Here is a 25755-nt window from a genome sequence, read left to right as displayed (position 1 = left end):
TCAGCGAGTGAATTTATAAATCTTGGTTCTCGATTCCGATAGTGCGATCGCGGCCTCCGACGAGTTGAAGGACGCCGCGGGTACACGGGTGACTATGACCGACGCCGACGGCGACCTCGCCGCCCGGGTCCGCAGCGTGTTGGAGACCGATCCGGAGGAGTTCCGGCGGCGAGCGGAGGCCGACGCGGAGACGGTGAAAGCGGAGCTTCGCGACGGCACCTTCGACAACCACCAGTCGATCATCGGGCTGGAGTACGAGTTCTACGCCGTCTCGGAGGGCCGGTGGCGCGAGGGCGGGGGAGCGAACGCCGAGGCGGCGAGGACGGCCGCCGCCGAGGTGAACGCGCCCCACCTCAGCAGGGTCCCCCGCCGCCTTCTGGAACTCATCGGCTTCGAGAAGGAGTTGGGGCTGCACAACGCCGAGATGACGACGAGCCCGCAGCCGCTCAACGCCGCCGGCGTGCGCGCGCAGTCGGCGGAGGTTCGCGCCCGACTCGAGGCGGCCGAGGAAACGACCGGCGCCGAGGGGATGCGGCTCGTTTCGGACGCGATGTGGACCGTCTCGCCGGTCGGCGAGACCGCCCGCGAGTACCTGTCGGACTCCGTCGACGACGACGGCGTCCGCATCGCGACCAACATGAGCGACGCGGTGCGCTACCACGCGATGGCTAACGGTCCCGGATCGGAGTCGTTCTCGATCGACGCCCCGCACGTCGAGTTGGCGGCGGACACGGTGATGCCCGAGGCCCTCATCACGTCGATCCAGCCGCACTACCAGGTCGCGAGCGCGGAAGACATCCCCCGCTATCACAACCTCGCGCTCCGGATCGCGGGGCCGCTGCTCGCGCTCGGCGTCAACGCCCCGTTCTTCCCGCCGGACCTGTACGCCGCCGACGCGACCGCCGAGGACGTGCTCGCCGACGGCTGGCACGAGAACCGCGTCGCCGTCTTCGAGTCCGTCCTCAACGAGGAGGATGCACAGAAGGTGACGTTCCCCGCCGACCTCGACAGCGTCGAGGAGGCGGTCGACCGCGTCGCCGCCGACCCGACGATCGTCCCGATGCCGGTCGCGGAGGGCAACCGCTTCGACGACGCGTTCGCGACGCTCCGACGCAAGCACGGCACGTTCTGGCGCTGGGTCCGTCCGGTGTTCGACGGCGCCACGCGATCGGCGGCGAACGCGCGCATCGAGTTCCGCCCGATCCCCGCCCAGCCGACCGTCGGCGACTCGATCGCCTTTCTCGCGGCGTTCGCGGGGCTGTTGGAGAGCCTCCCGCGCCGGCGTCACCCCGTGTCCGACCTCTCGTGGGAGACCGCCCGCGACAACTTCTACGCCGCCGTCCGCGACGGGGTCGACGCAGACCTCTCGTGGGTCACGACCGACGGCGTCGAGACGAGCGACCGCGAGGCCCTGTTCGACGACCTGCTCTCGCACGCCGAGGCGGGACTGGCGGACGCCGGTCTCCCCGAAGCCGAGGCGGAGTCGTACCTCGCACCGCTGCGCTGGCGAGCGGAGACGGGGCTGACGCCCGCAGCGTGGAAGCGGCGACGCGTTCGCGGGCGCGTCGACGCCGGCGCCGACCTCGCCGACGCGATCCCTGCGATGCAGCGGACGTACGTCGAACGACAGCGCGAGACGCTGTTCGACGGGACACTCGCAGACTGGATCGACGGGTAACGCCTCGGGCGACCGGGCGGCGTCCGCTCGCGGCCACCTCCCGAGCTAGAAGCCGATGTGGGACGTGGAACTCGGGCCGTCGTCGCCGTCCTCACCAGCCCCGTTGTGGCGGTACGTGTACCCCTCGTCGGCGAGGTACACGGTCCCGTCGTCGACGGCGATCTCGACGGCGGTCAGCGTCGTCCCCGCTGCCTCGCCGTTGTCGCAGTCGCCTGAGCACGTGTCGAACATGGAGCCGTGTTTCGGGCAGATCACTTCCCCGTCGCGGATCGCCGCTCCCCGGCCGCGGTCGAGCCGCTGGTACTCGTGGGGACAGACGTTGATCCACGCGCGAACGCCGGGCTCCTCGTCGCAGCGGACGAGGATCGCCTCGCGGTCGTCGCCGTGGCGGTCGCTGACGGTGAACAGGGACGAGCCGGCCTCCGGTACCTCGTCGATCGACGTGATCCGCGCGCCCGTAGCCATCGCTACCGCGTTGACCGCGGGTACGCAAAAGCGGCGGTGTCCCGGGAAGCAAGCGAGAACCAGGACTCGGACGAAACGAGGGACCTGAGCGTCAGGCGGTCAGCTCGTCGATGTCTTTGTGCTTCGTGACCTCGACGCCCTCGTCGGTCACGACGCACATGTTGATCCCGTTGCCGGAGGCGGTGTCGCGCTCGACGGCCGACTTGATCGACCGCGCGGCGACGCGCTTGGCCTCGTCGATCGACAGGTCGTCGTCGTACTCCTGTTCGAGCACGCCCAGGGCGAACTGCGACCCCGAGCCGGTGACGGTGTACTCCTCCTCGGTCATGCCGCCGGCCGCGTCGATGGAGTAGATGTGGGCGCCCTCGTCGTCGACGCCGCCGAGGATGGGCTGGACGATGAAGAACGCGCCCGAGCGAAGGAGGTTCCCGGTGAGCGTCGACAGCGCCTGCATGCTCATGTCCTTGCCGCGTCGCGCCTCGTAGAGGTTCGACTCGGCCTTCAGCGTCTGGATGAGATTCTGCGCGGCCGACACCGAGCCCGCGATGGTGAGCGCGCCCGTCGGGTGGATCTGCTCGACCTTCTGCACGTCTTTCGAGGAGACCATCCGGCCCAGCGAGGCGCGCATATCGGTCGCGAGCACGACGCCGTCGTTCGTCCGCAGGCCGACGGTGGTCGTCCCGGTCTTCATCTCGCCTTCGCCGGTCGACTGCGCACGGCGCTCGTCGGCGTTGGGGAACTCGCCGAGTTCCGGCCCGAACACGGTTTCGTCGCCACTGGTGGCGTCGAGGTCCGCGAGGTCACTAGATGGTCGCATTACCGCTCGATTAGGGAGCGTCGCTGATAAATGCACCCTTTGAGGAACTCAGCCGACGGCGGCGCTATCTTCCGGTCTCGGCGTCGTCGTCGCGGTCACTGGCGACGTGGCTCTTTGCGTGCTGTCTCTGTGCGAAAACGCCGCGGACGGCCGTGTTCGAGCGTCGGGGTCGTTACTTGTCAGTCGCGTCGACGACCCGATCGTACGTGTCGTGGATCCGGGAGACGACCGCTCCGACCGGGAGGGAAACTCCCGCGTTTCGGGTGAGGAGCACGAACGGGAACGCGAGGATCCCCGTGAGCAGGGTCAGGTGGTGGAGCGCGTGGATGCCAGCGCGGCGGGCGGCTCGGGCAGCGTGGGTCATACCGGTGTCACCTTGTGCTGGCGTACCTCCTAATAAGTATATCGGCTCCGTCCCGAGGTGGATCACGTCGCAGTCTGTCGGTTTTCTTCTCGGCCCGTTGTTCGCGACGGTCACCTGATCTCGTTCCGTGAGGACCAGACGTTCCGGGGCACGGACGCGAGGGTTTCCCATAACTTACGGCGAACCAGCGGGTGTCGTGCGGATTCCCATCGTGGCCGTCGGGACGCGGATCGAGGAGTGACTGTGGGACATGGATCGGGAGGCGACAGGGATCAGTCGCGGGCTCGTTCGGTCGTGCTCGCGCGCTCGCATTCCGGGACCGGGACGCCTTGGCTCCGCAGCCCCGACTCCAACTCGGCCGGCGAGATGCCGCCGTGGGTGGCCGCCCGTTCGAGGGTGAGCGACGTGCCGCGATACAGCGTCAGGGCCGTGGTCAGCGATCTGAGTGACATCGGTTGCGTACGGTCTGCAGATGCGGATTGTGGTATTAACTCTTTCGAGTGAATCTTATCTGAAGTAGTGGATTATTGCAATTCAATAAGCCCATTCGTTTTAATATACGGACTATCTATTAGGGGTTCACACATTTATCGCCCGCCGTTCGAACTCCCGAACCACCACCGTCGACGATCGACTGACACGGGCCCGGGGAATCAACGGGTTATTGTCCACAGGTCGGCGAAGGTGTGTATGAGCAACTATCTCGTCGCGCTGGAGGCGGCCTGGTTGGTTCGAGACGTGGAGGCGATCGACGACGCGATCGGTGTCGCCGTCAGCGAGGCTGGGCGCCGACTCAACGAGGCGAACAAGGAGTTCGTCGACGTCGAGGTGGGCGCGACGCCGTGTCCCGCCTGCGGAGAGCCGTTCGACTCGGCGTTCATCGCGGCTTCGACCGCCCTGGTCGGACTGATGCTTGAGATCGAGGTGTTCAACGCCGACAGCGAGGAACACGCCACCCGGATCGCGAAAAGCGAGATCGGCGGCGCCCTCCGCGACGTGCCGCTCGACGTTATCGACATCATCGAGACGGAAGCCGACGACGAGGACGAGTAAGGCCGTCTCGGAAGTCGTCGCTCACGAGCGCGACCGAACCCTTTTTAATTACCTCGGGTAATTCCTCGGTATGGAACTCCCGACGCCGCAGGACCTTCGCGAGCGGCGGACGTCGCTCGATCTGACCCAGAGCGCGCTCGCCGAGCGCGCGGACGTGTCCCAGCCCTTGATCGCCCGCATCGAGGGCGGAGACGTGGACCCGCGCCTGTCGACGCTCCGGCGCATCGTCGAGGCGCTCGACGAGGTCGAGGGGGGCGTCGTGCGGGCCCGCGACATCATGCACGAGTCGGTGATCAGCGTCGCCCCGGACGATTCCGTGCGCGAGGCAGTCGACCTGATGGAGGAGGAGGCGTACTCGCAGCTTCCGGTGATCCAGAACGGGACGCCCGTCGGGTCGATCTCCTTCTCGGACGTGAACCAGGCCGGCGAGGACGCCGCCGAGCTCCCGGTCAGCGAGGTGATGTCGGAGTCGTTCCCGCCGGTGAGCCCGGACGCGACCGTCGACGAGATCCGGAACCTGCTGGAGCACTACAAGGCGGTCGTCGTCACCGACGGGGGCGACGCCGTCGGGATCATCACGGAAGCGGACCTGGCGGCCCAGCTGTCCTGAGCGGGCGGAGACGGTCGGTTCGCAGCCGTGACGGCGCGTTCGCGGCCGACCGCTACAGCGACTTCTTGATCTTCTCGAAGAACCCCTCGCTCACGTCGATCTCCTCGCCGCCGGCCTCCGCGAACTCCTTCAGCGCCTCGCGCTGCTCGCTCGTGAGATCGTCAGGCGTGACGACCTGCACCTGCACGTAGAGGTCCCCGTTGCCGCGGCGGCGCAGCCGGGGCATTCCCTTGCCCTTCAGTCGGAACGTCTCGCCGCTTTGCGTGCCGGCGGGTACCTCGAACTCGACGCTGCCGTCGAGCGTCTCCAATTGGATCGTGTCGCCGAAGACGGCCTGCGGGAACGAGACCGGCTCAGTGAGGTTGAGGTCGGCGCCGTCGCGCTCGAAGCGGTCGTCCCCCTCGACGCGCACCTCGATGAGCAGGTCGCCGTCGCGCGCGCCGGGCTCGCCGGGGGCGCCCTCGCCGTCCATCCGCAGCGTCTGGCCGCCTTGAATCCCCGCGGGGACGTCCACTGTGAGAGAGCTCTCCTCGCGGGTGATCCCGGAGCCGTCGCAGACGGCGCAGTCCTCGGAGTACAGTTCGCCGTCGCCCTCACACCGCGGACACGTGCCGGTCTGCTGAACGCGTCCGAGCGGGGTCTGCTGCACCTGCCGGACCTGCCCGCGACCGTCACACTGCGGGCACGTCTGCACGTCTGCGTCCTCGGGGTGACCCTCGCCGTCGCACTCCGCACAGCGGGTCGGGCGGGCGACGGAGAACTGCTTGGTGACGCCGTCGTGCGCCTCCTGGAGCGTGACGTCGAGGTTCGTCCGGAGGTCCTTCCCGGGACGCGGGCCGCCCCGACCGCCGCCGCCACCCCCGAAGAACTCCTCGAAGATATCTCCGAGACCGCCCATTCCCCCGCCGCCACCCATTCCGCCGCCCATCCCTCCGCCGCCGAAGGGACCGCCGCCCATTCCCCCGCCAGCGCCGCCGGGGCCGCCGTCGAAGCCGCCGCGCTTCTCGGCCTGCTCGAACTGGTCGTGACCCATCTGGTCGTACGCCTGGCGCTTCTCCTCGTCGGTGAGGACCTCCTTGGCCTTCTTGACCTGTTTGAACTTCTCCTCGGCGTCGGGCTCGTCGCTGACGTCGGGGTGGTACTCGGTTGCCTTCTGGCGGTACGCCTGCTTGATTTCCTCCTCGGAGGCGTCCCGTGAGACTCCGAGCACGTCGTAGAAGTCCTCGCTCATTCGTTGTTCGTTGGTTGAACGCTCGTGCTATTTCAATCGCGTGGCTCGCGGGAGGACTGATCGACGCGCACGGTCGATCACCGACTCGGCGTTCGATCGATCCGCCGTCACCGACCCCACCGGCGAGCCGGCGTCGCCAACGGCACCTCGACGGTAGACTGCGTCGGATACCGAGGACGATTCATGCGCGACGGCCGCCGTGCCGGTCGGTTTGCCTCGGGCGACGGCGTTAACTAAGCCCGTACTAAGCCCCCGTAACTACGCCCTACGATGGATACTCCAGCGACAATCGACGTCGATTCCGACCCGCGGGTGACCGGCGAGCACGTCCAACAGGTCTCGAACGGCCACGCGACGGTGACGCTCGTCGGCGTCGTCCACGACCACCCGGCGAGCGTCTACCGGGTTCGTCACGTTATCCGGGACGTCGACCCCGCGGTGCTCGCGTTGGAGTTACCGCCGATCTCGCTGACGCTGTTCGAGCAGTACGCGGCCGTCGACCGGACGCCGCCCGCCCTCGGCGGCGAGATGAGCGCGGCGATCCAGGCCGCCGATGCCGATGTCATCGTCGGTATCGACCGGCCGACCGGCGGCTTCTTCCGCCGGTTGGGACGAACCCTGCTTCGGGATCGGCCGCCGGTGGAGACGGTTCGAAACGTCGTCTCCAGCGCCGTCGAAACGACGAAACACGCGCTCTTGTGTGGGGCCGCGGCGGTCGTGGGCGCCCGCACTCCGGTCCGTCTCGACGTCGCCTCGCCGACTCCTCACGGCGTCGCATGGACGGACAGCCCCGCCGACCAGGCGCGTCACGAACGCGAGGAGGTCCGTCGGTGCCGCTCGTTTATGAACGCGTTTCGGACCGCGAGCCGCTCTCGGGCCTCCCGGCTCGAGGACGCCGCCAGAGAGGCGGAGATGGCTGATCGGCTTACGGAACTCGGCGGCGACGGGAGCGAGGACGACGACATCGTCGCTGTGGTCGGCATCGACCACGTCGACTCGCTGGTCGACCGACTGGACGAGACCGACGAGTAGGACTGATCGGCCGCGACGCCGTCGAGGCGCGGCGGCGGCACCCAACCGAACGAGTCGTCGATAACCCCGTGGGCTGCGACGGGGTACGGACGGCCACATCCGATCAAGCGCGAGTCTACCACGTATCCCGTTCGCGAACGACCTCTATAACAATGCTCGCGGGAGGCGTCCGCTCACCGGCAATGGAGCGAAACCACGTTACCGAGGACGACGAAGGCAAGGCGGTACTCGACTCCGGCGGTCGAAAGATCGGAATGGTCACCGAGGTCAAGTCCGGAACGGCCTACGTGAACGCCGACCCCGGCCTCGCCGATTCGATCCGTTCGAAACTCGGCTGGGGCGACGCGGACGAGGGGGACTACGCCCTCGAAAACGACCGAATCGACACCGTCACCGACGACGAGATCCGACTCAAGGACGGCTCCTAAACGTCCCCTCGTCCCGCGTACGAGGTTTTTTCTGATGTCTGACCGACCGCGGAGTGACCGCTGCGGCCCGAGTTCGTGGCGACGGCGGGGTCGGTCCGGGTTCCCGTGCTCGAAGCGAGATCCGTCGAATGAGAACCGAAACGGCTGCCGACTCGGCGACCGATTCGGCCTTCGGATCGAGGCCGACCCCTCGAACGCTTACGCGTCCTCCCCGTCGTCCACGTTCACGAGCACAACGCTCTCGTGAGCAGACGAGAACGAGGACTATTCGTCCTCGTCCTCGTCCACGTCCTCGAAGTCGGCGTCGACGTACTCCTCGTCGCCCTCGGCGTCAGCGGCCCCGCCGGGACCCTGACCGCCCATGCCGCCCATACCGCCCATGCCGCCGGGACCCGCGCCCGCGGCGCCCTCGGGGCCGCCCGCGCCGCCGGGACCGGCCTGGGCCTGCTGCTGGTACATCTGCTTGCCGATCTCCTGAAGCGCCTCCGAGAGGCTCTCGGTCGCGTCCTCGAGTTCCTCGGTCTCGGCGTCCTCGTCGGCGAGCGTCTCCTCCAGCGCCTCGATCTCCTCGCGGATGTCAGATTCGAGGTCCTCGTCGATCTCCTCCTCGTTCTCCTCGAGCAGGGTCTCGGCGCGCTGGACCGCGCTCTCGGCCTCGTTGCGGGCCTCGATGCGGCGGCGACGCTCCTCGTCCTCCTCGGCGTGCTGCTCGGCCTCCTCCTGCATCTGCTCGATCTGGTCGTCGGAGAGGCCGGCGCCGCCCTCGATGGTGATCGACTCGGCGTTGCCCGAGCCCTGGTCTTCGGCCTCGACGTTCACGATGCCGTTCTCGTCGATGTTGAACGACACCTCGATCTGCGGGGTGCCCGCGGGCGCCGGCGGGATGCCGGTGAGCTGGAACTCCCCGAGCAGCTCGTTCTCCTCGGCGATCTCGCGCTCGCCCTGGAAGACGCGAACCTGCACCGAGGTCTGGTTCGCGGCCGCGGTGGTGAAGATCTTCGACTCCTCGGTCGGAATGGTGGTGTTCTTGTCGATGAGACGCTCGAACAGCCCGCCCTTCACCTCGATCCCCAGCGAGAGGGGCGTCACGTCGAGCAGCACGAGGTCGTCCACGTCGCCCGAGAGGACGCCGCCCTGGATAGCCGCGCCCAGCGCGACCGCCTCGTCGGGGTTGACGTTCTTCTTCGGCTCGGTGCCGAGGATCTCCTCGACCTTCTCCTGGACCTGCGGCATCCGGGTGGAGCCGCCGACGAGAATGACCTCGTCGATGTCGTCGGCGTCGTAGCCGGCGTCCGCGAGCGCCTGCTCGGTCGGGCCGACGGTGCGCTCGATGAGGTCTTCGGAGATGCTCTCGAACGTCGCGCGGGTGATCTCGGTTTCGAGGTGGACCGGGCCGGAGTCGGTCGCCGTGATGAACGGGAGGTTGACGCTGGCCTGCTTGCGCGAGGAGAGCTCGATCTTCGCCTCCTCGGCGGCGTCTTTCAGGCGCTGGAGCGCCTGGCGGTCCTCGCGCAGATCGATGCCGTGGTCGTTTTGGAACTCGTCGGCGAGGTGGTCGATGATCGCCTCGTCCCAGTCGTCGCCGCCGAGGTCGTTGTCGCCGTTCGTGGCGACGACCTCGTACACGCCGCCGCCCAGGTCGAGGACGGACACGTCGAAGGTGCCGCCCCCGAGGTCGTACACCATGACGGTCTGGTCGGACTCGTCGTCGAGGCCGTACGCCATCGACGCGGCGGTCGGCTCGTTGACGATGCGTTCGACCTCGAAGCCGGCGATCTCGCCGGCGTCCTTCGTCGCCTGGCGCTGCTTGTCGTTGAAGTAGGCGGGGACCGTGATGACCGCCTTCTCCACGTCGTCGCCGAGGTACTCCTCGGCGTCGCGCTTGATCTTCTGGAGGATCATCGCCGAGATCTGCTGGGGCGTGTAGTCCTCGCCGTCGATGTCGACGGCGTAGTCCTCATCGCCCATGTGCCGCTTGATCGACTGGATCGTGCGGTCCGGATTCTGCACGGCCTGGTTCTTCGCGGGCTTGCCGACGAGTCGCTCGCCGTCGTCGGTGAACGCGACCACCGACGGCGTCGTTCGGTCGCCCTCGCCGTTCACGATTATCTCGGGGTCGTCCCCCTCCATCACCGCGAACGCGGAGTTCGTGGTCCCGAGGTCGATTCCGAGGATCTTGTTAGTCGCCATCTTGGCCCTGAATAGCGCCGCGAGTCCGTTAAACGTTACTAGACAGAGCGTACCGCGGTCTCAACTGATCCGGCCGCAGTCTTGCGATTCGCGGTTCATCGAAGCTCCACGAGTGACAACGCTTATCACGAACCGCGAATCCAGCCGACCGACCCGTGGTCGGATCTGGCATCGAGGCCGGGTTCGCGGCCTTATCGAAGCGCGCTCGGGCCGTCGCGAAGCGCGGTGACCGCGTCCGCGACGACCGACTCTCGGCCGGTCGAGGCGAAGCACTCGTGGCCCCCGTCGTACAGCCGGATCCGGTCGGCCGGCAGCCGCTCGCCGATCGCGTCGACGCCCACGAGCCCGTCCGTCAGCGTGCAGAACGCGACCGCTCCGTCGGCCGCAGACGGCAGCGACGACTGCGCACGACGAATCTCGCGCACGAACGACGGGGAGAGTCCGATCGGGTCGCGTGCGTCGGGCGCAGCAAGGTCCCCGAGCGTCTCGCGGTCCGGTTCGACCGAGACGAGGGCTCTGCTCGTCGGGAGCGCCCCGAGCACGCGAAACGGGAGCCGTTGGCTCGGATTGAGGCCCCACCACGGACTGAGGTGGACGACCCGTTCGGGCAGCACTCCGGCGCCGACGGCGTGCGCGGCGATCAGGCCCCCGGTGCTGTGTGTGAGGACGCGTTCGGGAGTCGGTCCATCCGCGACCGCGTCGGCGAGCGGGGCGAGGTACTCCTCCTCGAAGCTCGTCACGTTCGTCGGGATCTCTATCGCACGGGTCCGAAACCCGGCGCCCGCGAGCGTGTCGAGCAGCCACCGCACCGCGGGCTGGTCGGCCGTGTTTCCCCACCCCATCACGAACAACAGCGGGTCGCCTGCGGCGGGGCCGTGGACGGTGACGTTCACACGCGAACATCTCGCCGTGGCGACAAAATCCTACGCCTCCGCGCCGTCGCTGCGTACTGGACGCCTCGCCACGGGACCTCGGCGCCGATTGTCCGGCGGTCTGTTCGCTCGCTACCGCTCACGGCTCACACCGTTCGCCGGTCGCGTGTTCGGGGCCTCCCTTCGGTCGGCCTCACATCGCTCACTCGCCGTCGCTAACGGTAACCTGTGCAGCCTCGATCACCTTGTCTGCCATCTCGTACCCCTGCTTGTACACGCTGGCGATGGTGCCCGCCGGGTGCTCGGAGTCGGCGCGCATCATCACCTCGTGTCGCTCGGGGTCGACCGCTTGCCCCGGTTCGGGGTCGATCACCTCGACGTTCTCCTCGGCGAGGACGCGGTCGAACGTCTCCAGCGTGGACTCGACGCCCGGGCGGATGTCGGCGTCCTCATCCTGATCGAGCGCGCGTACGAGGTTGTCGCGCACCTCGGTCAGCCGGGTCACGAGCGACTCGGTCGCGCGGGCCTTCTCCTGTTCTTGACGCTTCTTCGCGCGCTTCTTGTAGTTCTGGAAGTCCGCCTTCGTCCGTCGGAGGCTCGACTCCAGTTCCTCGATGCGATCGGCGGACTCGACGGCCTCGCGTTCGAGGGCCGCGACCTCGGCCGCCAGCGCGTCGTCGTACTGGGCGGCCTCGTCGGCCAGCGCGGTCTCGATCACGTCGTCGCCGTCTCGCCCGGTCGACTCCGCCGCGTCCGCGCCCGTCGCGTCGCCGGCGGCGGTGGTCGCGTCTTCCGGGTCGTCGCGTCCGGCGTCGGCCTCTTCACTCATACCTCCGTGAAGCGGTCGCGCGGAAATACGGATTGCGGATCCGGGCGCGGCGCCGGCGGCCCTCGGCCCCTTCGACGACGGCGTCGTCGATCCCCGTCCGCGTCGAGTTACGGTTCGTCGCCGTTTTCGGCCGCCGCCGCGGAGTCGACGGCGTCTCGGAGGTCGTCGATCCGGCTCGACAGTACGGCCAGCGCCGCGTCGGCGTCCACGTAGCCGCGGTCGTAGTCGTCGTACACGTCGTCAGCGGACGCGATGAACGCGCTCGCAGCCTCTGCGGGCGTCGGTTCGTCGGCGTCTGTACTCGGCTCCTGTCCCGTGTCGTCGGTTCCGTCGGTCACACGCCCCGTACTGCGCCCGGACGCCTGTGGCTTACGGCGACGGCCTCGGGTACGGCGGGCGTACCAACCCGTTTTCGTCGGGCCGGGCGATTCCCTGTCGCCCACGGAGCGCGAGACGGCCGCGGCCGACGGCTCGTTCGTCGGGGCCCTCCTCGGAGTCGTCGTCGCAGTCCTGAGAGAGGAGTTCTCTCGACTGTCGGGTCACGCGGTCTGCGTTCGAACTCGGAGTTCGCCGGCGCTTTCGACCGCGATCTGGTAGTCAGCGTAGACGAACGTCACCGACGCGTCGTCGTTGTGGCACAGGCGGTCGAGCGCGGTCGGATCGAGCGAGTAGTGCAGCGGCGGGAGCGCGTCCACCGCCACTCCCCGCAGTGCCGCGACGGCGACCGGGACGAGATAGCTCGGGGGCACCGCCGCGGGGTCGAACCCGGCGGCGTAGCTGTCGTCCCCGGGGAGATACCGAAGTAACACGTCGTCCGCGTGGACTCCCTCGAGCTGTTCGGCCGTCCCGACGCCCCGGGAGTCCTCGGCGTCGTCCCCGTTCCCGGCGGACCCGGTGTCTCCGGAGTCCTGCGTTGGGCACCTCCCGTCTTTTTCTGAGTTGGTCATCAACTGGCTCGGGTCGAGTCTGCCGCCCCGGCGAGTTCGCCCGCGATCCGCTCGATACGCCTGAGCGAGTCGACCTCGCACGACGAAACGCCGTTGAACTCGACCGTGCTGGCGTCGTGATCGTACTCCACCACTCCCGTCTCCGCCAGCTTCGGGAGGTGGACGTGGACGAGCCTGATCGACACGCGTTCGACGCTCGGCCGGCCGCCGGCCGAGTCGACCGCCCCCGAACCCGACCGGTCCGCGTCCGGTTCCTCGGCCGTGTCGACCGCCTCCATCGACGCGACCGCGGTCGCCAGTCGTTCGACCTCGACGGGGTCGCTTCGCCCCCAGAGGTATCGGAGTACCGCTCGCCTCCGCCGATGATTTACCAACGCGAGGATGTTTTCGCCCTCGTTCGCCGGAGCACGTGTTGTCTCTGTCACGCATGTGGAGACGCCGTCCCTGGAAAAAGTGGTTCTGACGGACCCGTCGAAAGGGTCAGCGACGGTCCCGGAGCGCGTCCCGGACCGTCTCCGTCAGGGTCGTCGCGACCCGTTCGCCGTCTCGGTCGCGCGTGACGAACCCGTCGTCTGACAGCCGACCGAGGTGGTGACAGACGGTGCTTCGTGCGCGATCGAGGTGCTCCGCCAACTCGCTCACCGTCGTCGGCTCGTGGTCCCGCACCGAACGCAGGACGCTCCGACTGGGATCGGTCGCGAGTGCGGCCTGGAGCGTCCGATCGCGATCCCCGTCGAGGGCGGGAAACACGCACTTCTTGCCCCGAATCTTCTCCGTCTCTATCACGTCCGCTCGCTCGAGGACGCGGCTGTGGTAGCGAACCGTCGAGATCGGCTCGCCGACGGCGTCCGCGACGCCGGCGAGGTGAATCCCCGGCGTCGCGGTGACCGTCTCGTGGATACCGCGCCGCGTCTCGTGATCGAGGGTGTCGGAGTCAGGGTCGCCCAGGCGGCTCGCTGCGACAACCGGAACGAGCACCGGCGGGGCGTCCGCGACCGGCCGTTCGGCCGTCGTCGCGACGGTTCTCACGTCGCCTGCGTTGGCTCCGACGGGGACGGTCTCGAAGCCGTCTACCGCCTCGGTCGGCACGATCGCACCGTCGGCAACGACGGCGTCGGCCGCCGTGGCCCGCGCATGGGCCACGGGTCCGACGCTCGCGGTGACGACGCCGACGGCGACGAGCACCAACACGAACGTCGCAGACGATCGCGATAGTCCGGTCATGGGTCGAGTCGGGGTGCCACCGGGCGCGTCCGGCGACCGGCCCCGTCCCCCCGGTATCCGGTCGTCGGTGAAAAACGGACGTGCGGAACTGCTGTCGAGTTGTTGTCGGATACCGTCCGATCGTCGCCGACGGCGGGGAGAGCATCCCGCGCCGCCGGCGAACGCGGCTCGCGGTGACGGCGGACTTATCACCGCGACCGTCCACCTTCGCGCGTGGCGTCGGTAACGCTGACCTACGAGGACGGTACCGTCGCGGTCGCGGGCGCGCCCGCCGACGAGCCACTACCGGGCGTCGCCACCGACGCCCGCTCGGGCACCCGCCGCGCGCCCGCCCACCGCTACCGCGAGGTTCGCGAGACGCTTCGCGAACGCGGCCACGACGTGACCGACCGTGTCTTGGCCCTCCCGGAAGTTCCGCGGCTGTCGTCGCACTACGCGCTCCGCGACTACCAGCGCGAGGCGCTCGACGCCTGGGAAGGCAACGACCGCAGGGGCGTCCTCGAACTCCCGACCGGGAGCGGGAAGACCGTTATTGCGCTGGCGGCGATCGCGACGGTCGAGTCGCCGACGCTCGTCGTCGTTCCCACCGTCGACTTGCTGGAGCAGTGGCACCGCGAACTCTCCGCGACGTTCGACGGCTCCGTCGGACGCCTCGGCGGCGGCGAACAGACCGTCGAACCGCTCACGGTCGCCACGTACGACTCGGCGTACCTCCGCGCCGACGAACTGGGCGATCGCTTCGGCCTGGTCGTGTTCGACGAGGTCCACCACCTCGGCGGCGAGGGGTATCGGGACATCGCGCGGCTGTTCGCCGCGCCGGCTCGGCTCGGCCTGACCGCGACGTTCGAACGCCCCGACGGCGCTCACGAGGCGGTCGCCGAACTCGTCGGGCCGGTCGTGTACGACCTCGATCCGGACGACCTCGCCGGGGAACACCTCGCCGACTACGAGGTCCGCCGGATCGAGGTGGAACTGACCAGCGAGGAGCGAGAGCGCTACGAGGCGGCACAGGGGACCTTCCTCGAGTACGTCCGCGACGCGGGGATCACGTTCCGCTCGGGCTCCGACTACCAAGAGTTGGTGAAGCGGTCGGGGACGGACCCGAGAGCGCGCGAGGCGCTGCTCGCCAAGCAGCGCGCCCGCGAGGTGATGATGAACGCGGACGCGAAGCTGACACAGTTGGCGCGGATCCTCGACCGCCACCGGGGCGAGCGCGTCATCGTCTTCACCGCCCACACCGCGCTCGTGTACCGCATCTCCGAGCGGTTCCTGATCCCCGCGATCACGGCCGAGACCGGGACGGACGAGCGTCGCGAGGTCCTCTCTCGGTTCCGCGACGGGACCTACTCCCGGGTCGTCGCCGCGAACGTGCTCGACGAGGGCGTCGACGTGCCGGAGGCGAGCGTCGGCGTCATCCTCTCCGGCAGCGGCTCCGAGCGGGAGTTCACTCAGCGGCTCGGTCGGATCCTCCGCCCCGGCGCCGACGGCGCGAAGACGGCGACGCTGTACGAACTCGTGACGAGCGAGACGGCCGAGGAGCGGGTCGCACGTCGGCGACGCTAACCGGGCGGTGGGCCGTCGGAGGAGTCACCGGAGACGACGCGCCGCTCGGGTCGACTCAGACAATCTCGACGCGGATCGACCCGCTCTGACTGAACGAGTCGAACGACAGCGAGGTTTCGAGCGTCGCCTCGGTGGCTTCGCCGGGACCGACAGTCACCGCTTGGGAGACGGTCTCCTCGCGTTCCTGGTCGTCTGCGGTGGCGCTCACGGTCGCGACGACCGTGCCCGTGCGCTCCTCGCCGCCGCGGTTCTCGACGGTGACGCGAACGAGCAGCGCGCCGTCGTCGCCCTCGACGTCGGTGAAGTCGGTGACGACGAGCCCCTCGTCGTCGGACCCCGTCCCCTCCGGCGAGCGCGGCGGCGTCATCGGCCCAGCGGGGTCGGCGGCGTCGGTGCAGCCGGCGAGCGCGGCGACGCCGCTGACGGCGGCGAGGCGTGCGCCCGTCGCGAGCAGACGCCTGCGGTTCACGTCTCCCCGATTCCGGGGATCCCGTATGAGCCTTGTCCATCGCGGCGCGGCGGTTTCCCGCCGGTTCGGATGGCCTGACCCCCGCCCGGTGGCACGCACCGCCGCCGCTTTATCGCCCGCGCCGGTACACTCGGCGACGACCCGTGATCACGAAGGATCTCCTGCGCGTCAGCCGCCGCGGCGGCTACCGGCCGCAGTTCGTCGCCGGCGACCCGGACGCCCGCAGGCTCGCCGCGCGCGTGTTCGGCGTCTACCAGGGCCACGCGGGCGAGCGACGGGCCGACCTCGACGAGGCGCTCTCGGCGCTCGAACGCGAAGCCGACGACTACAAACTCGTCCGCGGACTCGCCGCGCTGCTCGACCGAGCGGCCGAGTTCGAGACCCACGCGCCGCTCCCGCCCCGCCGGGCTCGCAGGGTCGCCTTCGAGGCCGCGGAGTTGGTCGGGGTCGCCGGCGACGATGACCGAACCGCGGCCCTCGACCGCGCGGCCGACCGCCTCGGCGTCGCCCCCGACGAGATCGAGGCGTCGCTGTACGCCGACCGCGACGCGAATCAGGTGCTCGCCGCGTTCGACCCGCGGTGGGACCCCGACGACCTGCTCGTTCAGTACGACCTCTCGCTGGCGCAGACGGCGCTGTTCGACGCGACGGAAGTTCGGGTCCGGTCGACCGACCCGAAGGCGCTCGTCTCGGCGGCCAAGCGCCTCGGCCTCCTGTACGAGATCCGAATTCGGGAGGACAACGGCCCGACCGACCGCGAGGTGGTGATCACCGGCCCCGACGCGCTGTTCCGCCGGACGCGACGCTACGGCACGGCGTTCGCCCGCCTGCTGCGGACTGTCGCCGCGACCGCGAGCGACTGGGAGCTGGAAGCCGACATCGACGACCGCGGACGCGAGTACCTGCTCGAACTCGACGCCGGCGACGTGTCGGTTCCGGGCGTCGAACCGCTGGCCGAACCCGCGTTCGACTCCGGGGTCGAGGCCGACTTCGCCGCCCGCTTTCGCGCGCTCGACCTCGACTGGGACCTCACGCGCGAGCCCGAGCCGCTGCGCGTCGGGACGAGCGTGATGATCCCCGACTTCGCGTTCGAGTACCGCCACGCCGACTTCCGCGTGTTCTTCGAGGTGATGGGCTTCTGGACGCCCGAGTACGTCGAGAAGAAGCTCGTGCAACTGGCCGACGTGGAGGACGTGGAACTCGTCGTCGCCGTCGACGAGAGCCTCGGCGTCGGCGAGGAGATCGCCGCCCGCGACCACCGCGTCGTCACCTACTCGGGGACCGTCCGCGTGAAGGACGTGGTCGACGTGCTCCGCGAGTACGAGGCGGATCTCGCCGGGGAGGTGACCGCGGACCTGCCCGCCGAGTTGGTCCCCGACGGCGACGTGGTCGCGGTCGAGGACGTGGCCGCCGAGCGCGCCGTTCCGGTCGACGCGCTGGGGGACGTGGCGTTCCCGGAGCACCGCCGGCTCGGGGGGACGCTCGTACGACCTGCGGTACTGGATCGCGTCGGCGACGAGATCGAAGCCGGGATCTCCCTCGCTGAGGCGGAGGCAGCGCTCGAGGACGCCGGCCTCACCGACGCGAGCGCGGCGCTGTCGGCGCTCGGCTACCGCGTCGAGTGGGAGGGACTGGGCGGGGGAACGGTTCGCGAGAAGGAGGGCGACGCGGAGTGACCGGCGTCTACAGCTCCGGTAACTCCTCTTGATATCCCTTCGGAACGACCGACCGGAGTTCGTCGTACACGTACAGCCCCACGCCGATGGGCACCTGCTCGCCCGCGAGTTCGTGGGTCGCGATCAGATAGCCCCAGTCGCCGTCCCACTCGGGGAGATCTTGGTCGTGGCCCGCGGCGAACGCGGTCGCCTGTCCGGGCGACAGATCGATCACGTTCTTGCTCGCGAGGTGACCCCACTTCCTGACCGCGGTCGTCGTCGGCTTCCAGTGTTCCTGCCGCGTACGCAGGACCGTCATCCCGACGCCCTCGCGCCCTTGCGGGCTGGGCAGCTCGTCCGCGAAGACCCAGATCTTCCCCTTGCCCTTCTCCCAGAAGGTGTGGTTCGCGAACGTCTCCGGGCCGACGTCGAAGCGCTCGTCCCACCAGTCGAGCACCTCCTCGCGGGTCGCGCGCCCCTCGACCACGCGCTCCCGGCCGGTTGCGGGCAGGCGGTCGAACTGACTCCCGTCGTTGCCGGGGGCGCCCTCGCCGTCGCTCATGTGGCCACCCCCTCGTCCGCCCCGCCCACTCGGAGCTTCGCCAGGAAGAACCCGCCCGTGTCGTTGTGGTGCGGGTAGACCCGCGTCGCCTTCGCGACGCTCGGGTCGTACTCCTCGTCGTTCCACTCGCTGACTCCGGGGACCGACTCCAGCGGGCAGTCCCACTCGACGATCGCACAGTCCTCCTCGCCGAGCACGTGATCCAGCACGGCCTCGTTCTCCTCGGGCGCGAAGGTACACGTGGAGTAGACGACGGTGCCGCCGGGGCGGGTCGCCTGCACCGCCCGGCGGAGGATCCCCTTCTGGATGCCGGCGACTTCGTGGACGTGATCCAGCGTCCAGGTGTCGAACGCGTCGGGGTTCTTCCGGATCGTCCCCTCGCAGGAACAGGGTGCATCGACCAGCGTCGCGTCGAACTCGTCGAAGCCGAGGCCGTTCAGCGAGTAGTTGCGGGCGTCCTGCTGGTCGACGACGAGGTTCGTCACGCCGAGCCGCTCGGCGTTGTGCCGCAGCGCCGACAGCCGGCCCAGACTAGTGTCGTTGCCGACGAGGGTCCCGGTGTCCCCCATCAGCGCCGCGAGTTGCGTGGTCTTGCTCCCCGGCGCCGCGCAGGTGTCCCACACGCGCGTCCCGGGCTCCGGGTCGAGCGCGAGCGCCGGGAGACACGACACCTCCTCTTGCCCGTGGACCCAGCCGTGAGCGTAGGGCCACGTCGTCCCCGGCGAGCGGTCGGCCATCCGGAACAGGCCGTCGTGCCAGTCGACGCGCTCGTAGCCGGTCCCCTCCTCGTCGAATGCGCGGGCGACGCGGTCGGCGTCGGCCGCGAGCGTGTTGACGCGCACGACCGACGGGAGCGGTCGGTCGCAGGCCGCCCGGAACGCCGCCTCGTCGTCGGCCAGCGAGGCGTATCGGTCGAGCACGCCGCCGTCATCGTTCATGTCCGGGGATTCGCGCCGCGGCGGTTGTCCCTTTCGGACGCCGCCGCGACCTAGGTTTATGCCCGAGAGCGGTCGAATACCCGCATGGGACACATCGACGTGGTCTCCGAGCGCGCGTTCGACGAGCCGGTGCTCGTGGAGGGGTTCCCCGGCGTGGGGCTGGTCGGGAAGATCGTCGCGGACCACCTCGTCGGGACGCTCGACGCGGAGCTGTACGCGACCGTCCACTGCGACGGCCTGCCGCCCGCGGCCGCCTACGGGGCGGACGACCGCGCGGTCACCACGCCCGTGCGGCTGTACGCCGCCCCGGAGGACGACCTGCTCGTGCTCCAGTCTGACGTGCCGGTCTCTCCGAGCGCCGCCGAGGAGTTCGCCGACTGCATCGACGGGTGGTTCCGCGAGGAGGGGGTCATGCCGCTGTACATCGCGGGAATGCGCCGAAACGGCGGGGGCGGGGGCGGGGGCGAGGGCGAGGGCGAGGGCGAGGGCGATAGCGATGGCGACGGCGACGCGGCGGAACACCCCTCGCTGTGCGGGATCGGCGTCGGCGCCGGCGCCGATCTGCTGGACGAGATCGGCGTTGCAGAGCCCGACTCAGCGGGCATCGTGTCGGGGCCGACGGGCGCGCTGTTGACGCACGCGCTCGAAACCGAACTGCCGGCGGTCGGCCTCGTCGCCGAGTCCGACCCGCAGTTCCCGGATCCCGCCGCGGCGCGGGTCGTGCTGGAGGAGGCTGTCGAGCCGATCTCGGGCGTCGACGTCGACGTCGAAACGCTCGACGACCAGGCCGAGCGGATCCAGCAGGCGAAAGCGCAGTTGGCCGCGCAGCTCCGCCAGCAGGACGAGAACGTCACGCAGGCGCAGCCGCTGCGGATGTACCAGTAGCGGAGCGGCGCCGCCGGTCTGATACCGCCGCGCGCGCCGGCGATCGGCGACGGGTCGCCGCCCCCTCTCCGGTCGGCCCACGGATGTGGTCGACCCGCTCGCCGAACGGGGAAACGACTAACACCGCCGCAGCCGCGCGTACTTTTATGACGACCTTCTCCGACCGCGTGGAGCGAATCTCCATCAGCGGCATCCGCGAGGTGTTCGAGGCGGCCGGCGCCGATGCCATCAACCTCGGGCTCGGCCAGCCGGACTTTCCGACGCCTGACCACGCCAAGCGCGCCGCAATCGACGCCATCGAGGCCGGCGACACGGACGCCTACACGGGCAACAAGGGCACCGCAGAACTACGCGAGGCGATCGCCGACAAACACGCGCGCGACCAGGGGATCGAAGTCGACCCCGGGGACGTGATCGCGACGGCGGGCGGCAGCGAGGCGCTGCACCTCGCGATGGAGGCGCACGTCGACGCCGGGCAGGAGGTCCTCATTCCGGATCCGGGCTTCGTCGCCTACGACGCGCTCGCGAAACTCGCCGGCGGCGAGCCCGTGCCCGTCCCGCTGCGAGATGACCTGACGATCGATCCGGCGGCGATCGAAGACCGGATCACCGACGACACCGCCGCGTTCGTCGTCAACTCGCCCGGCAACCCCACGGGGACGGTCTCCTCGGAAGCTGACGTGAAGGAGTTCGCCCGCATCGCCCGCGAACACGACGTGTTGTGCGTCTCCGACGAGGTGTACGAGCACTTCGTCTTCGACGGCGAGCACCGCTCGCCGATCGAGTTCGAGCGCGACAACGTCGTCGTCGTCAACGCGGCCTCGAAGGCGTACTCGATGACGGGGTGGCGCCTCGGGTGGGTCACCGGCGCGAGCGACCGCATCGAGCGCATGCTGCGCGTCCACCAGTACGTCCAAGCGTGTGCGTCCGCCCCGGCGCAGTACGCCGCCGAGGCCGCCCTCTCGGGACCGCAGGGCGTCGTCGACGAGATGCACGCGGCGTACGAGCGCCGGCGCGACCTCGTCGTCGAGGGCCTCGCAGACGCCGGGCTCGACTGTCCGACTCCGCAGGGCGCGTTCTACGCGATGCCGCGCGTGCCCGAGGGGTTCGTCGACGAGTGCATCGAGCGCGGCGTCGTCGTCGTCCCCGGCGAGGCGTTCGGCGAGCACGGCGCCGGACACGCGCGTATCTCGTACGCCACGGGCGAGGACGACCTCGAGGCCGCACTTTCGATCATGGCCGAGACCGCGGAGGCGGTGCGATGACGATGGCCGGGACCGAGTTCGACCCCGATCTGGCGGCGGACCACGGCGCCCGCCCCGACTCCCCCGAGGCGCTTCGCGGGGCGATCCCCGCGTGCGACCGCGTCGCCTACTTCAACACGGGCGCGACCGGCCCGTCGCCGGGGCGGGTGCTCGACGCGTCGGCCGCCTGGGAGCGGTACCACAAAGTCGACGTGCTCGCCGAGTCGGACCCCTACGAGGTCGCCTTCGCGGAGTACGAGCGCCTCCGCGAGCGACTCGCCGCGTTCCTCGACGCGCCCGCCGACGCGGTCGGGCTCGCAGAGAGCACCGCTGACGGCATCAGCGCCGTCGCGGCCGCCCTCGACTGGGAGCCCGGCGACACGGTCGTCCGCACCGACATCGAACACCCGGCCGGCACGCTGCCGTTCGACCGCCTCGCGCGCCGCCACGGCGTCGAGGTGCGCGTCGTCGAGACCGACGACGGACGCATCGACACCGACGAGTTCGCCGACGCCGTCGCCGGCGCGGATCTGGCCTGCTTCTCGTCGCTCTCGTGGAACTACGGCACTCGGCTCCCCGTCCGTGAGCTGTGCGAGATCGCCGCCGACGCGGGCGCGTTCACGGTCGTCGATGCGGTGCAGTCGCCCGGGCAGCGCCCGCTATCGGTTCCGGAGTGGGGCGCCGACGCTGTCGCCTGCTCGGGCCACAAGTGGTGTCTCGGCCCGTGGGGCGCCGGACTGCTGTACGTCGACCCCTCGGCCGAGGCCGACCTCCATCCCGCGCAGATCAGCTACCGGAGCGTCGAGTCGCCCGCCGCCGACGAGTACGATCTGAAGCCGGGCGGCGCGCGCTTCGAACGCGGAACCGCGTCGCTCGCGCCGCACGTCGGTCTCCGCGAGGCCGTCGAGACGATGGAGTCGGTCGGACTCGACGCGGTCGAGAACCGCATCCACCGGCTGGCCGGTCGGCTGACAGACCGACTCGACGACGAGCGACTGCTGTCGCCGGCCGACCCGGACTCGGGGCTCGTCGTCTTCGACGCGAGCGACCCGGAAGCGACCGTCGAGCGACTCCACGGGGAGGGGCTCGTGATCCGCGACCTCCCCCACCCGGAGGCGGTCCGCGCGTCCGTCCACGCGTTCAACACCGAAGCCGAGGTCGACCGGCTCGCCGAGGCCCTGAACGCCGCGGAGTAGCTGCCCGCCTGACTACGACGCCGTCGAAACGATCTTGATCACGTCGCCCTCCTCCAACTCGGTATCCTCGCCGATCCGGCGGTCAGCGCGGGCGTCGACGGCGTGGAGGTAGCCGTCGCCGATGTCGCTGTGGACGGCGTACGCGAGATCGCGCGGGCCGCTCCCGTGGGGAAGCAGGAACGCGTCCGGGAGGACGTTCCCCTTCGCGTCGGTCCAGTGCGTCTCGTTCTGGACGGGGAAGGCGGTGATCAGATCGAGCAGGCCGTACACCGCCTCGTTCAGCGCCTGCTGAACGCCGGTGCCGTCGAACTCGTCCATCACCCCGCGGATCTGTTCGAGTCCGTCCGCCTGTTGGTCGCTGAGGTCGCCGACGATCTCGAAGTCGTCGTCGCCCGGGTCGTAGTCGACGACGCCGGCCTCCGCCGCGCGCCGGAGCGCGAGTTCGCCGTCCGCGGTCGCGGGGATCACCGGCTTGTCGGTCTCGCGCAGGCGCTCGATGTTCTCGGCCGGCGCGATGTCGGCCTTGTTCGCCACGAGAACGATCGGCTTCGTGCGTGCGCGGATCGCCGCCGCCAGCGCCTCGCGGTCGGCCTCGGTCCACTGGATCGGGTCGTCGGGATACTCCAGCCCGCGCAAGACGATCGTCACGTCGTGTTCGGTCGCGCCGAAGCCCGTCAGCAGGTCCGTCAGCGCCGCTTCTAGGTCGAAGTCGGGCGAGCGAGACTTGCGCTCGACGGACTCCCAGTTGCGGTCGAGGATGCCCGCGAGCCAGGCGTCCATCTCGGCCTCGATGAAGTCGACCTCCTCGACGGGGTCGTACTCGCCGACCTCGACCGGCTCCCCCTCGGCGTTCGTCGCGCCCGCGGCGTCGACGACCTGGAGGATCACGTCGGCGTCGGTGAGCGCGTCGAGGAACTGGTTGCCCAGCCCCTTCCCCTCGTGGGCTCCCGGCACGAGCCCCGCCACGTCGAGCAGTTCGACCGGGACGTACCGTTTCCCGTCGTGACAGTCCTCGTCACCGCAGCGTTCCTCGCGAGCGAGACAGGGACACTCGGTTCGGACGTGCGTGACGCCCCGGTTCGGGTCGATCGTGGTGAACGGGTAGTTTCCCACGTCCACCTCGGCCATCGTCGCTGCCGTGTAGAAGGTGGACTTGCCCGCGTTGGGCTTGCCCGCGAGCGCGATAGAGATCATGGGGAGCACTCGACTGCGCCGCCGAAAGGCGCTTTCGGTCCGTTCGACCGGGGGCCAGCACGCGGTCGGTCGCCCCGGACAGTTACGGCCCCGGGCGTCGACCCTGCGATCACATGGTCGTTCCCGTCCCCGTGGCCGACGTGCTCCTCCTCGCGGTCGGCGTCGCGGCACTGTGGGTCGGCGCGCGGCTGCTCGTCGGGTCGTCCGTCCGGCTCGCGCGCCGCGTCGGGCTCTCTGAGTTGGTGATCGGGCTGACGGTCGTCGCGGTCGGTACCTCCAGCCCGGAGATCGCGGTCACTGTCGGCGCCGCGATCGACGGTGCCGCCGACCTGGCCGTCGGCAACGTGGTCGGGTCGAACGTATTCAACCTCGCTGTCGTCCTCGGGCTCATCGCGGTGATCGGCCCGTTTGCCGTCGAGGCTCGCCTCGTCCGACGCGACGGGCTCGTGCTTCTGGGGGCGACGCTGGCCGGCGCGGTCGCGGTGTGGGATCTCGCGGTGTCGGTGCCCGAGGGGAGCGTGCTCCTCGCGTCGTTGGTCGGGTACACCGCCTTCTCGCTGCGAACCGGCACCGCCGGGGCCGCGCCGACTGCGACCGACGGGACCGGCGCCGAACCACGCCAGTCCGACGACAGCGTCGACCTCTCCACGCCCGCCCGACGGCTGGCGACGAGGCCGGCGTTCGACCTGCCTCTGGTAGTCGCCGGCGTCGCCGTCGTCGTCGGCGGCGGCGAGATCCTCGTCGGATCGGCGGTTCGCCTCTCGCGGGCGGCAGGCGTCTCCGAGTGGGTGATCGGGGGGACGGTCGTCGCCGCCGGCACCTCGACCCCGGAGCTCGCGGTGTCGGTCGTGGCCGTACGACAGGGGAGCCTCGGCGTCTCCGTCGGCAACGTCGTCGGCTCCAGCGTGTTCAACGTGCTCGGCGTGCTCGGACTGGCGGCCCTGTTGACGCCGCTGACCGTCGCCCCGGAGGCGCTGTGGAGCGTCGGGTGGCTGGTCGTGCTGACGACGGCGGTCGTCGTTGGCCTGTGGTCCGGCCGGCGGCTCACCCGGGTCGAGGGCGTTCTCCTCGTGTGTTCGGAGGGCCTCCGATGGGTGCTCAGCCTGTTCCGTATCGTCGGGTGACCACACGTCGGCCACCGTCCGTGATCTCGGGCGAACTGTCGCACGACCGCCCGAGCCGTCCGCTTAATTACCCCGGTCGACTATCTCCACGTATGACAACGCTTTCGTTCGACAAGACCGGCGCCGACGTCGTCCATCAGGGGACGGAGTTCCGGCTGGAAAAAGAGCTGATCGAGGACGCGACCCGCAAGTCGTACATGGACGTGACCGACCACGAGGTGCTGCAGATCGTCGAGGAGCAGCCGTCGCTGTCGGGCGAGCCGCGCCGGATCGGCGACATCGTCTGATCCAGTCCCGCGCACACCGGTTCGAGTCCGCCAGGCGGCCAGTGGTTACTGTCCGCCCAGCGTCGTTCCGATCGGGTCGTCGTCGGGGACCGCCTCCCGGTGGAGCCGGCCGGCGACCTCGTCGGCGAGCGTCCGCAGGTTCACCGTGTCGTCGCGGTTGTACGAGATCAGCCGCTCCAGCGATCGGTCGTCCCCGCGCTCGTACTCGCGCCACAGCCGAACCGCGTCGCGACCGGTGATATCCGGGCCGTCGCGGGCGATCCCCAGATCCGTTTCGATCGGTTTCAGGCCGCCGGTCAGTCCGAGCGTCCGACACGGATACATGAGATCGAGGTGGGGCGTATCGATCTCCAGGCCGAACGAGGTTTCGAGGAACGGCACGTCGAAGCTCGTCCCGTTGAACGTCACCAATAGGTCCGCGGCGCGAAACTGCTCGCGCAGCGACGCCGCCGAGAGGTCGCGCCCCTGCACGAGCGTGGTCGTCTCGCCGTCCCGGTGGAACGAGACCGTCGTGACGCGGTCGCGATCGTGAGAGAGGCCGGTCGTCTCGATGTCGAAGAAGCAGGCGCCGTCGCGGAAGTCCTCGTAGAGGCGCCAGCGCTCACCGGACGGGAACGCCCGATCGAAGTAGGACGCGTCGCGGTCGTCGAGGCGCTCGCTCGCCTCGTCGACGAACGACTCGATGCGGGAGGCGGTAGTCGCGCCGACCCCCGGTGCGCGCTCCTGCCGGAACTCCCCCCACTCGCGGATATCGTTCTCCCACATTCGACGCTCTGTCGTCGCGCCGACCCCTTCGACCGGGATGAAACTGTTTCTGATGCGCATGGTGTCGTGGTCGCCGCGGCCGACTCGATCGTCGGTTCCGCGGCGCCGTGTCGATTGATCTGGAGCCGCACCG

General features: G+C 69.7%; 29 protein-coding genes. 12 read left to right on the top strand and 17 right to left on the bottom strand.

The features are described from left to right. Nucleotides 1-94: 94 nt before the first annotated feature. Nucleotides 95-1678 (top strand): glutamate-cysteine ligase family protein, encoded by a 1584-nt coding sequence (locus tag P0Y41_RS04480; RefSeq protein ID WP_284062773.1) that lies wholly within the window; start codon nt 95-97, stop codon nt 1676-1678. Between the two features lie 45 nt (nt 1679-1723). Here the strand turns inward: P0Y41_RS04480 and P0Y41_RS04475 are convergent, their stop codons facing one another. The 4 genes from P0Y41_RS04475 to P0Y41_RS04460 form a co-directional block, all read right to left on the bottom strand. After that, entirely contained in the window at nt 1724-2143 is a 420-nt protein-coding gene (locus P0Y41_RS04475; RefSeq protein WP_284062772.1) for a Rieske (2Fe-2S) protein, read from the bottom strand. A gap of 91 nt (nt 2144-2234) precedes the next feature. Next, entirely contained in the window at nt 2235-2960 is a 726-nt protein-coding gene (gene psmB / locus P0Y41_RS04470) for an archaeal proteasome endopeptidase complex subunit beta (protein ID WP_284062771.1), read from the bottom strand. A gap of 172 nt (nt 2961-3132) precedes the next feature. Next, complete coding sequence (locus P0Y41_RS04465; RefSeq protein ID WP_284062770.1) at nt 3133-3324, bottom strand: hypothetical protein; 192 nt, start codon at nt 3322-3324, stop codon at nt 3133-3135. Between the two features lie 272 nt (nt 3325-3596). Continuing rightward, entirely contained in the window at nt 3597-3776 is a 180-nt protein-coding gene (locus P0Y41_RS04460; RefSeq protein WP_284062769.1) for a DUF7317 family protein, read from the bottom strand. Between the two features lie 238 nt (nt 3777-4014). On the opposite strand from P0Y41_RS04460, the gene P0Y41_RS04455 reads away from it, so the two are divergent. Together P0Y41_RS04455 and P0Y41_RS04450 are read left to right on the top strand one after the other, a co-directional pair. Continuing rightward, entirely contained in the window at nt 4015-4377 is a 363-nt protein-coding gene (locus P0Y41_RS04455; protein WP_284062768.1) for a DUF555 domain-containing protein, read from the top strand. Nucleotides 4378-4447: 70 nt separating this feature from the next. Continuing rightward, nucleotides 4448-4987, top strand: a complete 540-nt coding sequence (locus P0Y41_RS04450; RefSeq protein ID WP_284062767.1) for a CBS domain-containing protein — start codon at nt 4448-4450, stop codon at nt 4985-4987. Nucleotides 4988-5039: 52 nt separating this feature from the next. Here the strand turns inward: P0Y41_RS04450 and dnaJ are convergent, their stop codons facing one another. Continuing rightward, on the bottom strand, nt 5040-6218 hold the full coding sequence (gene dnaJ, locus P0Y41_RS04445; protein WP_284062766.1) for a molecular chaperone DnaJ: 1179 nt from the start codon (nt 6216-6218) through the stop codon (nt 5040-5042). Between the two features lie 270 nt (nt 6219-6488). On the opposite strand from dnaJ, the gene P0Y41_RS04440 reads away from it, so the two are divergent. Continuing rightward, nucleotides 6489-7250: a TraB/GumN family protein gene (locus P0Y41_RS04440; protein ID WP_284062765.1), complete on the top strand. Its 762-nt coding sequence runs from the start codon at nt 6489-6491 to the stop codon at nt 7248-7250. Between the two features lie 182 nt (nt 7251-7432). Further along, nucleotides 7433-7678: a DUF8593 domain-containing protein gene (locus P0Y41_RS04435; RefSeq protein WP_284062764.1), complete on the top strand. Its 246-nt coding sequence runs from the start codon at nt 7433-7435 to the stop codon at nt 7676-7678. A 264-nt stretch (nt 7679-7942) separates the two neighbouring features. Here P0Y41_RS04435 and dnaK read toward each other — a convergent pair whose 3' ends face one another. From dnaK to P0Y41_RS04400, 7 genes are all read right to left on the bottom strand, one after another. Then, on the bottom strand, nt 7943-9868 hold the full coding sequence (dnaK, locus tag P0Y41_RS04430) for a molecular chaperone DnaK (protein WP_284062763.1): 1926 nt from the start codon (nt 9866-9868) through the stop codon (nt 7943-7945). 191 nt (nt 9869-10059) lie between these two features. Further along, a complete protein-coding gene (locus tag P0Y41_RS04425) occupies nt 10060-10761 on the bottom strand; it encodes a lipase family protein (RefSeq protein ID WP_284062762.1) in 702 nt (233 codons plus the stop codon). Nucleotides 10762-10942: 181 nt separating this feature from the next. Continuing rightward, a complete protein-coding gene (locus tag P0Y41_RS04420; protein ID WP_284062761.1) occupies nt 10943-11569 on the bottom strand; it encodes a nucleotide exchange factor GrpE in 627 nt (208 codons plus the stop codon). Nucleotides 11570-11676: 107 nt separating this feature from the next. Then, complete coding sequence (locus P0Y41_RS04415; RefSeq protein ID WP_284062760.1) at nt 11677-11907, bottom strand: hypothetical protein; 231 nt, start codon at nt 11905-11907, stop codon at nt 11677-11679. Between the two features lie 201 nt (nt 11908-12108). After that, the gene (locus P0Y41_RS04410; RefSeq protein ID WP_284062759.1) at nt 12109-12516 is read right to left on the bottom strand and encodes a HalOD1 output domain-containing protein; all 408 of its coding nucleotides are present in this window, start codon (nt 12514-12516) and stop codon (nt 12109-12111) included. Then, a complete protein-coding gene (locus P0Y41_RS04405; protein WP_284062758.1) occupies nt 12516-12941 on the bottom strand; it encodes a DUF7344 domain-containing protein in 426 nt (141 codons plus the stop codon). The genes P0Y41_RS04410 and P0Y41_RS04405 overlap by 1 nt, the downstream gene beginning before the upstream one ends. 55 nt (nt 12942-12996) lie before the next feature. Further along, the gene (locus tag P0Y41_RS04400; protein ID WP_284062757.1) at nt 12997-13740 is read right to left on the bottom strand and encodes a winged helix-turn-helix transcriptional regulator; all 744 of its coding nucleotides are present in this window, start codon (nt 13738-13740) and stop codon (nt 12997-12999) included. Between the two features lie 213 nt (nt 13741-13953). Here P0Y41_RS04400 and P0Y41_RS04395 point away from each other — a divergent pair, with 213 nt between their 5' ends. After that, nucleotides 13954-15303, top strand: coding sequence for a DEAD/DEAH box helicase family protein (locus P0Y41_RS04395; RefSeq protein ID WP_284062756.1), 1350 nt, complete (start codon nt 13954-13956; stop codon nt 15301-15303). Between the two features lie 55 nt (nt 15304-15358). Here P0Y41_RS04395 and P0Y41_RS04390 read toward each other — a convergent pair whose 3' ends face one another. Then, nucleotides 15359-15772, bottom strand: coding sequence for a hypothetical protein (locus P0Y41_RS04390; protein ID WP_284062755.1), 414 nt, complete (start codon nt 15770-15772; stop codon nt 15359-15361). Nucleotides 15773-15915: 143 nt separating this feature from the next. Between P0Y41_RS04390 and P0Y41_RS04385 the strand changes: the two genes are divergently transcribed. Next, entirely contained in the window at nt 15916-17448 is a 1533-nt protein-coding gene (locus tag P0Y41_RS04385) for a DUF790 family protein (protein WP_284062754.1), read from the top strand. Between the two features lie 7 nt (nt 17449-17455). Here the strand turns inward: P0Y41_RS04385 and P0Y41_RS04380 are convergent, their stop codons facing one another. Then, nucleotides 17456-17989 carry a DUF7122 family protein gene (locus tag P0Y41_RS04380; protein ID WP_284062753.1) on the bottom strand — a complete coding sequence of 178 codons (534 nt, stop codon included), beginning with the start codon at nt 17987-17989 and terminating at the stop codon, nt 17456-17458. Continuing rightward, nucleotides 17986-18927, bottom strand: a complete 942-nt coding sequence (locus tag P0Y41_RS04375; protein ID WP_284062752.1) for an RsmB/NOP family class I SAM-dependent RNA methyltransferase — start codon at nt 18925-18927, stop codon at nt 17986-17988. The genes P0Y41_RS04380 and P0Y41_RS04375 overlap by 4 nt, the downstream gene beginning before the upstream one ends. Before the next feature lie 84 nt (nt 18928-19011). Here P0Y41_RS04375 and P0Y41_RS04370 point away from each other — a divergent pair, with 84 nt between their 5' ends. The 3 genes from P0Y41_RS04370 to P0Y41_RS04360 all read left to right on the top strand — a co-directional run bounded on the left by P0Y41_RS04370 (nt 19012) and on the right by P0Y41_RS04360 (nt 22252). Continuing rightward, complete coding sequence (locus P0Y41_RS04370; RefSeq protein WP_284062751.1) at nt 19012-19812, top strand: proteasome assembly chaperone family protein; 801 nt, start codon at nt 19012-19014, stop codon at nt 19810-19812. Between the two features lie 146 nt (nt 19813-19958). Next, nucleotides 19959-21077 (top strand): pyridoxal phosphate-dependent aminotransferase, encoded by a 1119-nt coding sequence (locus P0Y41_RS04365; protein ID WP_284062750.1) that lies wholly within the window; start codon nt 19959-19961, stop codon nt 21075-21077. Nucleotides 21078-21079: 2 nt separating this feature from the next. Further along, a complete protein-coding gene (locus P0Y41_RS04360; RefSeq protein ID WP_390215423.1) occupies nt 21080-22252 on the top strand; it encodes an aminotransferase class V-fold PLP-dependent enzyme in 1173 nt (390 codons plus the stop codon). Nucleotides 22253-22264: 12 nt separating this feature from the next. Here P0Y41_RS04360 and P0Y41_RS04355 read toward each other — a convergent pair whose 3' ends face one another. After that, nucleotides 22265-23446 (bottom strand): redox-regulated ATPase YchF, encoded by a 1182-nt coding sequence (locus tag P0Y41_RS04355; protein WP_284062748.1) that lies wholly within the window; start codon nt 23444-23446, stop codon nt 22265-22267. A gap of 113 nt (nt 23447-23559) precedes the next feature. Between P0Y41_RS04355 and P0Y41_RS04350 the strand changes: the two genes are divergently transcribed. Next, entirely contained in the window at nt 23560-24570 is a 1011-nt protein-coding gene (locus P0Y41_RS04350; RefSeq protein ID WP_284062747.1) for a calcium/sodium antiporter, read from the top strand. Between the two features lie 92 nt (nt 24571-24662). Beyond that, nucleotides 24663-24857: a DUF5800 family protein gene (locus tag P0Y41_RS04345; protein WP_284062746.1), complete on the top strand. Its 195-nt coding sequence runs from the start codon at nt 24663-24665 to the stop codon at nt 24855-24857. A 45-nt stretch (nt 24858-24902) separates the two neighbouring features. On the opposite strand, the gene P0Y41_RS04340 is transcribed toward P0Y41_RS04345, so the two are convergent. Beyond that, nucleotides 24903-25682 carry a ribonuclease H-like domain-containing protein gene (locus P0Y41_RS04340; RefSeq protein ID WP_284062745.1) on the bottom strand — a complete coding sequence of 260 codons (780 nt, stop codon included), beginning with the start codon at nt 25680-25682 and terminating at the stop codon, nt 24903-24905. Nucleotides 25683-25755: the final 73 nt, after the last annotated feature.

This window comes from Halobaculum halobium, from assembly GCF_030127145.1.
Lineage (GTDB): Archaea > Halobacteriota > Halobacteria > Halobacteriales > Haloferacaceae > Halobaculum > Halobaculum halobium.
This window is presented reverse-complemented; position numbering and strand designations above follow the sequence as displayed.

What these genes read in the sequence shown, in the direction of transcription:
- P0Y41_RS04460 (WP_284062769.1), bottom strand. Translation starts at nt 3,776, where the DNA reads ATGTCACTCAGATCGCTGACCACGGCCCTGACGCTGTATCGCGGCACG.
- P0Y41_RS04410 (WP_284062759.1), bottom strand. Translation starts at nt 12,516, where the DNA reads ATGACCAACTCAGAAAAAGACGGGAGGTGCCCAACGCAGGACTCCGGA.
- P0Y41_RS04355 (WP_284062748.1), bottom strand. Translation starts at nt 23,446, where the DNA reads ATGATCTCTATCGCGCTCGCGGGCAAGCCCAACGCGGGCAAGTCCACC.
- P0Y41_RS04420 (WP_284062761.1), bottom strand. Translation starts at nt 11,569, where the DNA reads ATGAGTGAAGAGGCCGACGCCGGACGCGACGACCCGGAAGACGCGACC.
- P0Y41_RS04480 (WP_284062773.1), top strand. Translation starts at nt 95, where the DNA reads ATGACCGACGCCGACGGCGACCTCGCCGCCCGGGTCCGCAGCGTGTTG.
- P0Y41_RS04455 (WP_284062768.1), top strand. Translation starts at nt 4,015, where the DNA reads ATGAGCAACTATCTCGTCGCGCTGGAGGCGGCCTGGTTGGTTCGAGAC.
- P0Y41_RS04345 (WP_284062746.1), top strand. Translation starts at nt 24,663, where the DNA reads ATGACAACGCTTTCGTTCGACAAGACCGGCGCCGACGTCGTCCATCAG.
- dnaJ (WP_284062766.1), bottom strand. Translation starts at nt 6,218, where the DNA reads ATGAGCGAGGACTTCTACGACGTGCTCGGAGTCTCACGGGACGCCTCC.
- P0Y41_RS04340 (WP_284062745.1), bottom strand. Translation starts at nt 25,682, where the DNA reads ATGCGCATCAGAAACAGTTTCATCCCGGTCGAAGGGGTCGGCGCGACG.
- P0Y41_RS04375 (WP_284062752.1), bottom strand. Translation starts at nt 18,927, where the DNA reads ATGAACGATGACGGCGGCGTGCTCGACCGATACGCCTCGCTGGCCGAC.
- P0Y41_RS04360 (WP_390215423.1), top strand. Translation starts at nt 21,080, where the DNA reads ATGGCCGGGACCGAGTTCGACCCCGATCTGGCGGCGGACCACGGCGCC.
- P0Y41_RS04350 (WP_284062747.1), top strand. Translation starts at nt 23,560, where the DNA reads ATGGTCGTTCCCGTCCCCGTGGCCGACGTGCTCCTCCTCGCGGTCGGC.
- P0Y41_RS04400 (WP_284062757.1), bottom strand. Translation starts at nt 13,740, where the DNA reads ATGACCGGACTATCGCGATCGTCTGCGACGTTCGTGTTGGTGCTCGTC.
- P0Y41_RS04435 (WP_284062764.1), top strand. Translation starts at nt 7,433, where the DNA reads ATGGAGCGAAACCACGTTACCGAGGACGACGAAGGCAAGGCGGTACTC.
- dnaK (WP_284062763.1), bottom strand. Translation starts at nt 9,868, where the DNA reads ATGGCGACTAACAAGATCCTCGGAATCGACCTCGGGACCACGAACTCC.
- P0Y41_RS04380 (WP_284062753.1), bottom strand. Translation starts at nt 17,989, where the DNA reads ATGAGCGACGGCGAGGGCGCCCCCGGCAACGACGGGAGTCAGTTCGAC.
- P0Y41_RS04440 (WP_284062765.1), top strand. Translation starts at nt 6,489, where the DNA reads ATGGATACTCCAGCGACAATCGACGTCGATTCCGACCCGCGGGTGACC.
- P0Y41_RS04365 (WP_284062750.1), top strand. Translation starts at nt 19,959, where the DNA reads ATGACGACCTTCTCCGACCGCGTGGAGCGAATCTCCATCAGCGGCATC.
- psmB (WP_284062771.1), bottom strand. Translation starts at nt 2,960, where the DNA reads ATGCGACCATCTAGTGACCTCGCGGACCTCGACGCCACCAGTGGCGAC.
- P0Y41_RS04370 (WP_284062751.1), top strand. Translation starts at nt 19,012, where the DNA reads ATGGGACACATCGACGTGGTCTCCGAGCGCGCGTTCGACGAGCCGGTG.
- P0Y41_RS04450 (WP_284062767.1), top strand. Translation starts at nt 4,448, where the DNA reads ATGGAACTCCCGACGCCGCAGGACCTTCGCGAGCGGCGGACGTCGCTC.
- P0Y41_RS04465 (WP_284062770.1), bottom strand. Translation starts at nt 3,324, where the DNA reads ATGACCCACGCTGCCCGAGCCGCCCGCCGCGCTGGCATCCACGCGCTC.
- P0Y41_RS04475 (WP_284062772.1), bottom strand. Translation starts at nt 2,143, where the DNA reads ATGGCTACGGGCGCGCGGATCACGTCGATCGACGAGGTACCGGAGGCC.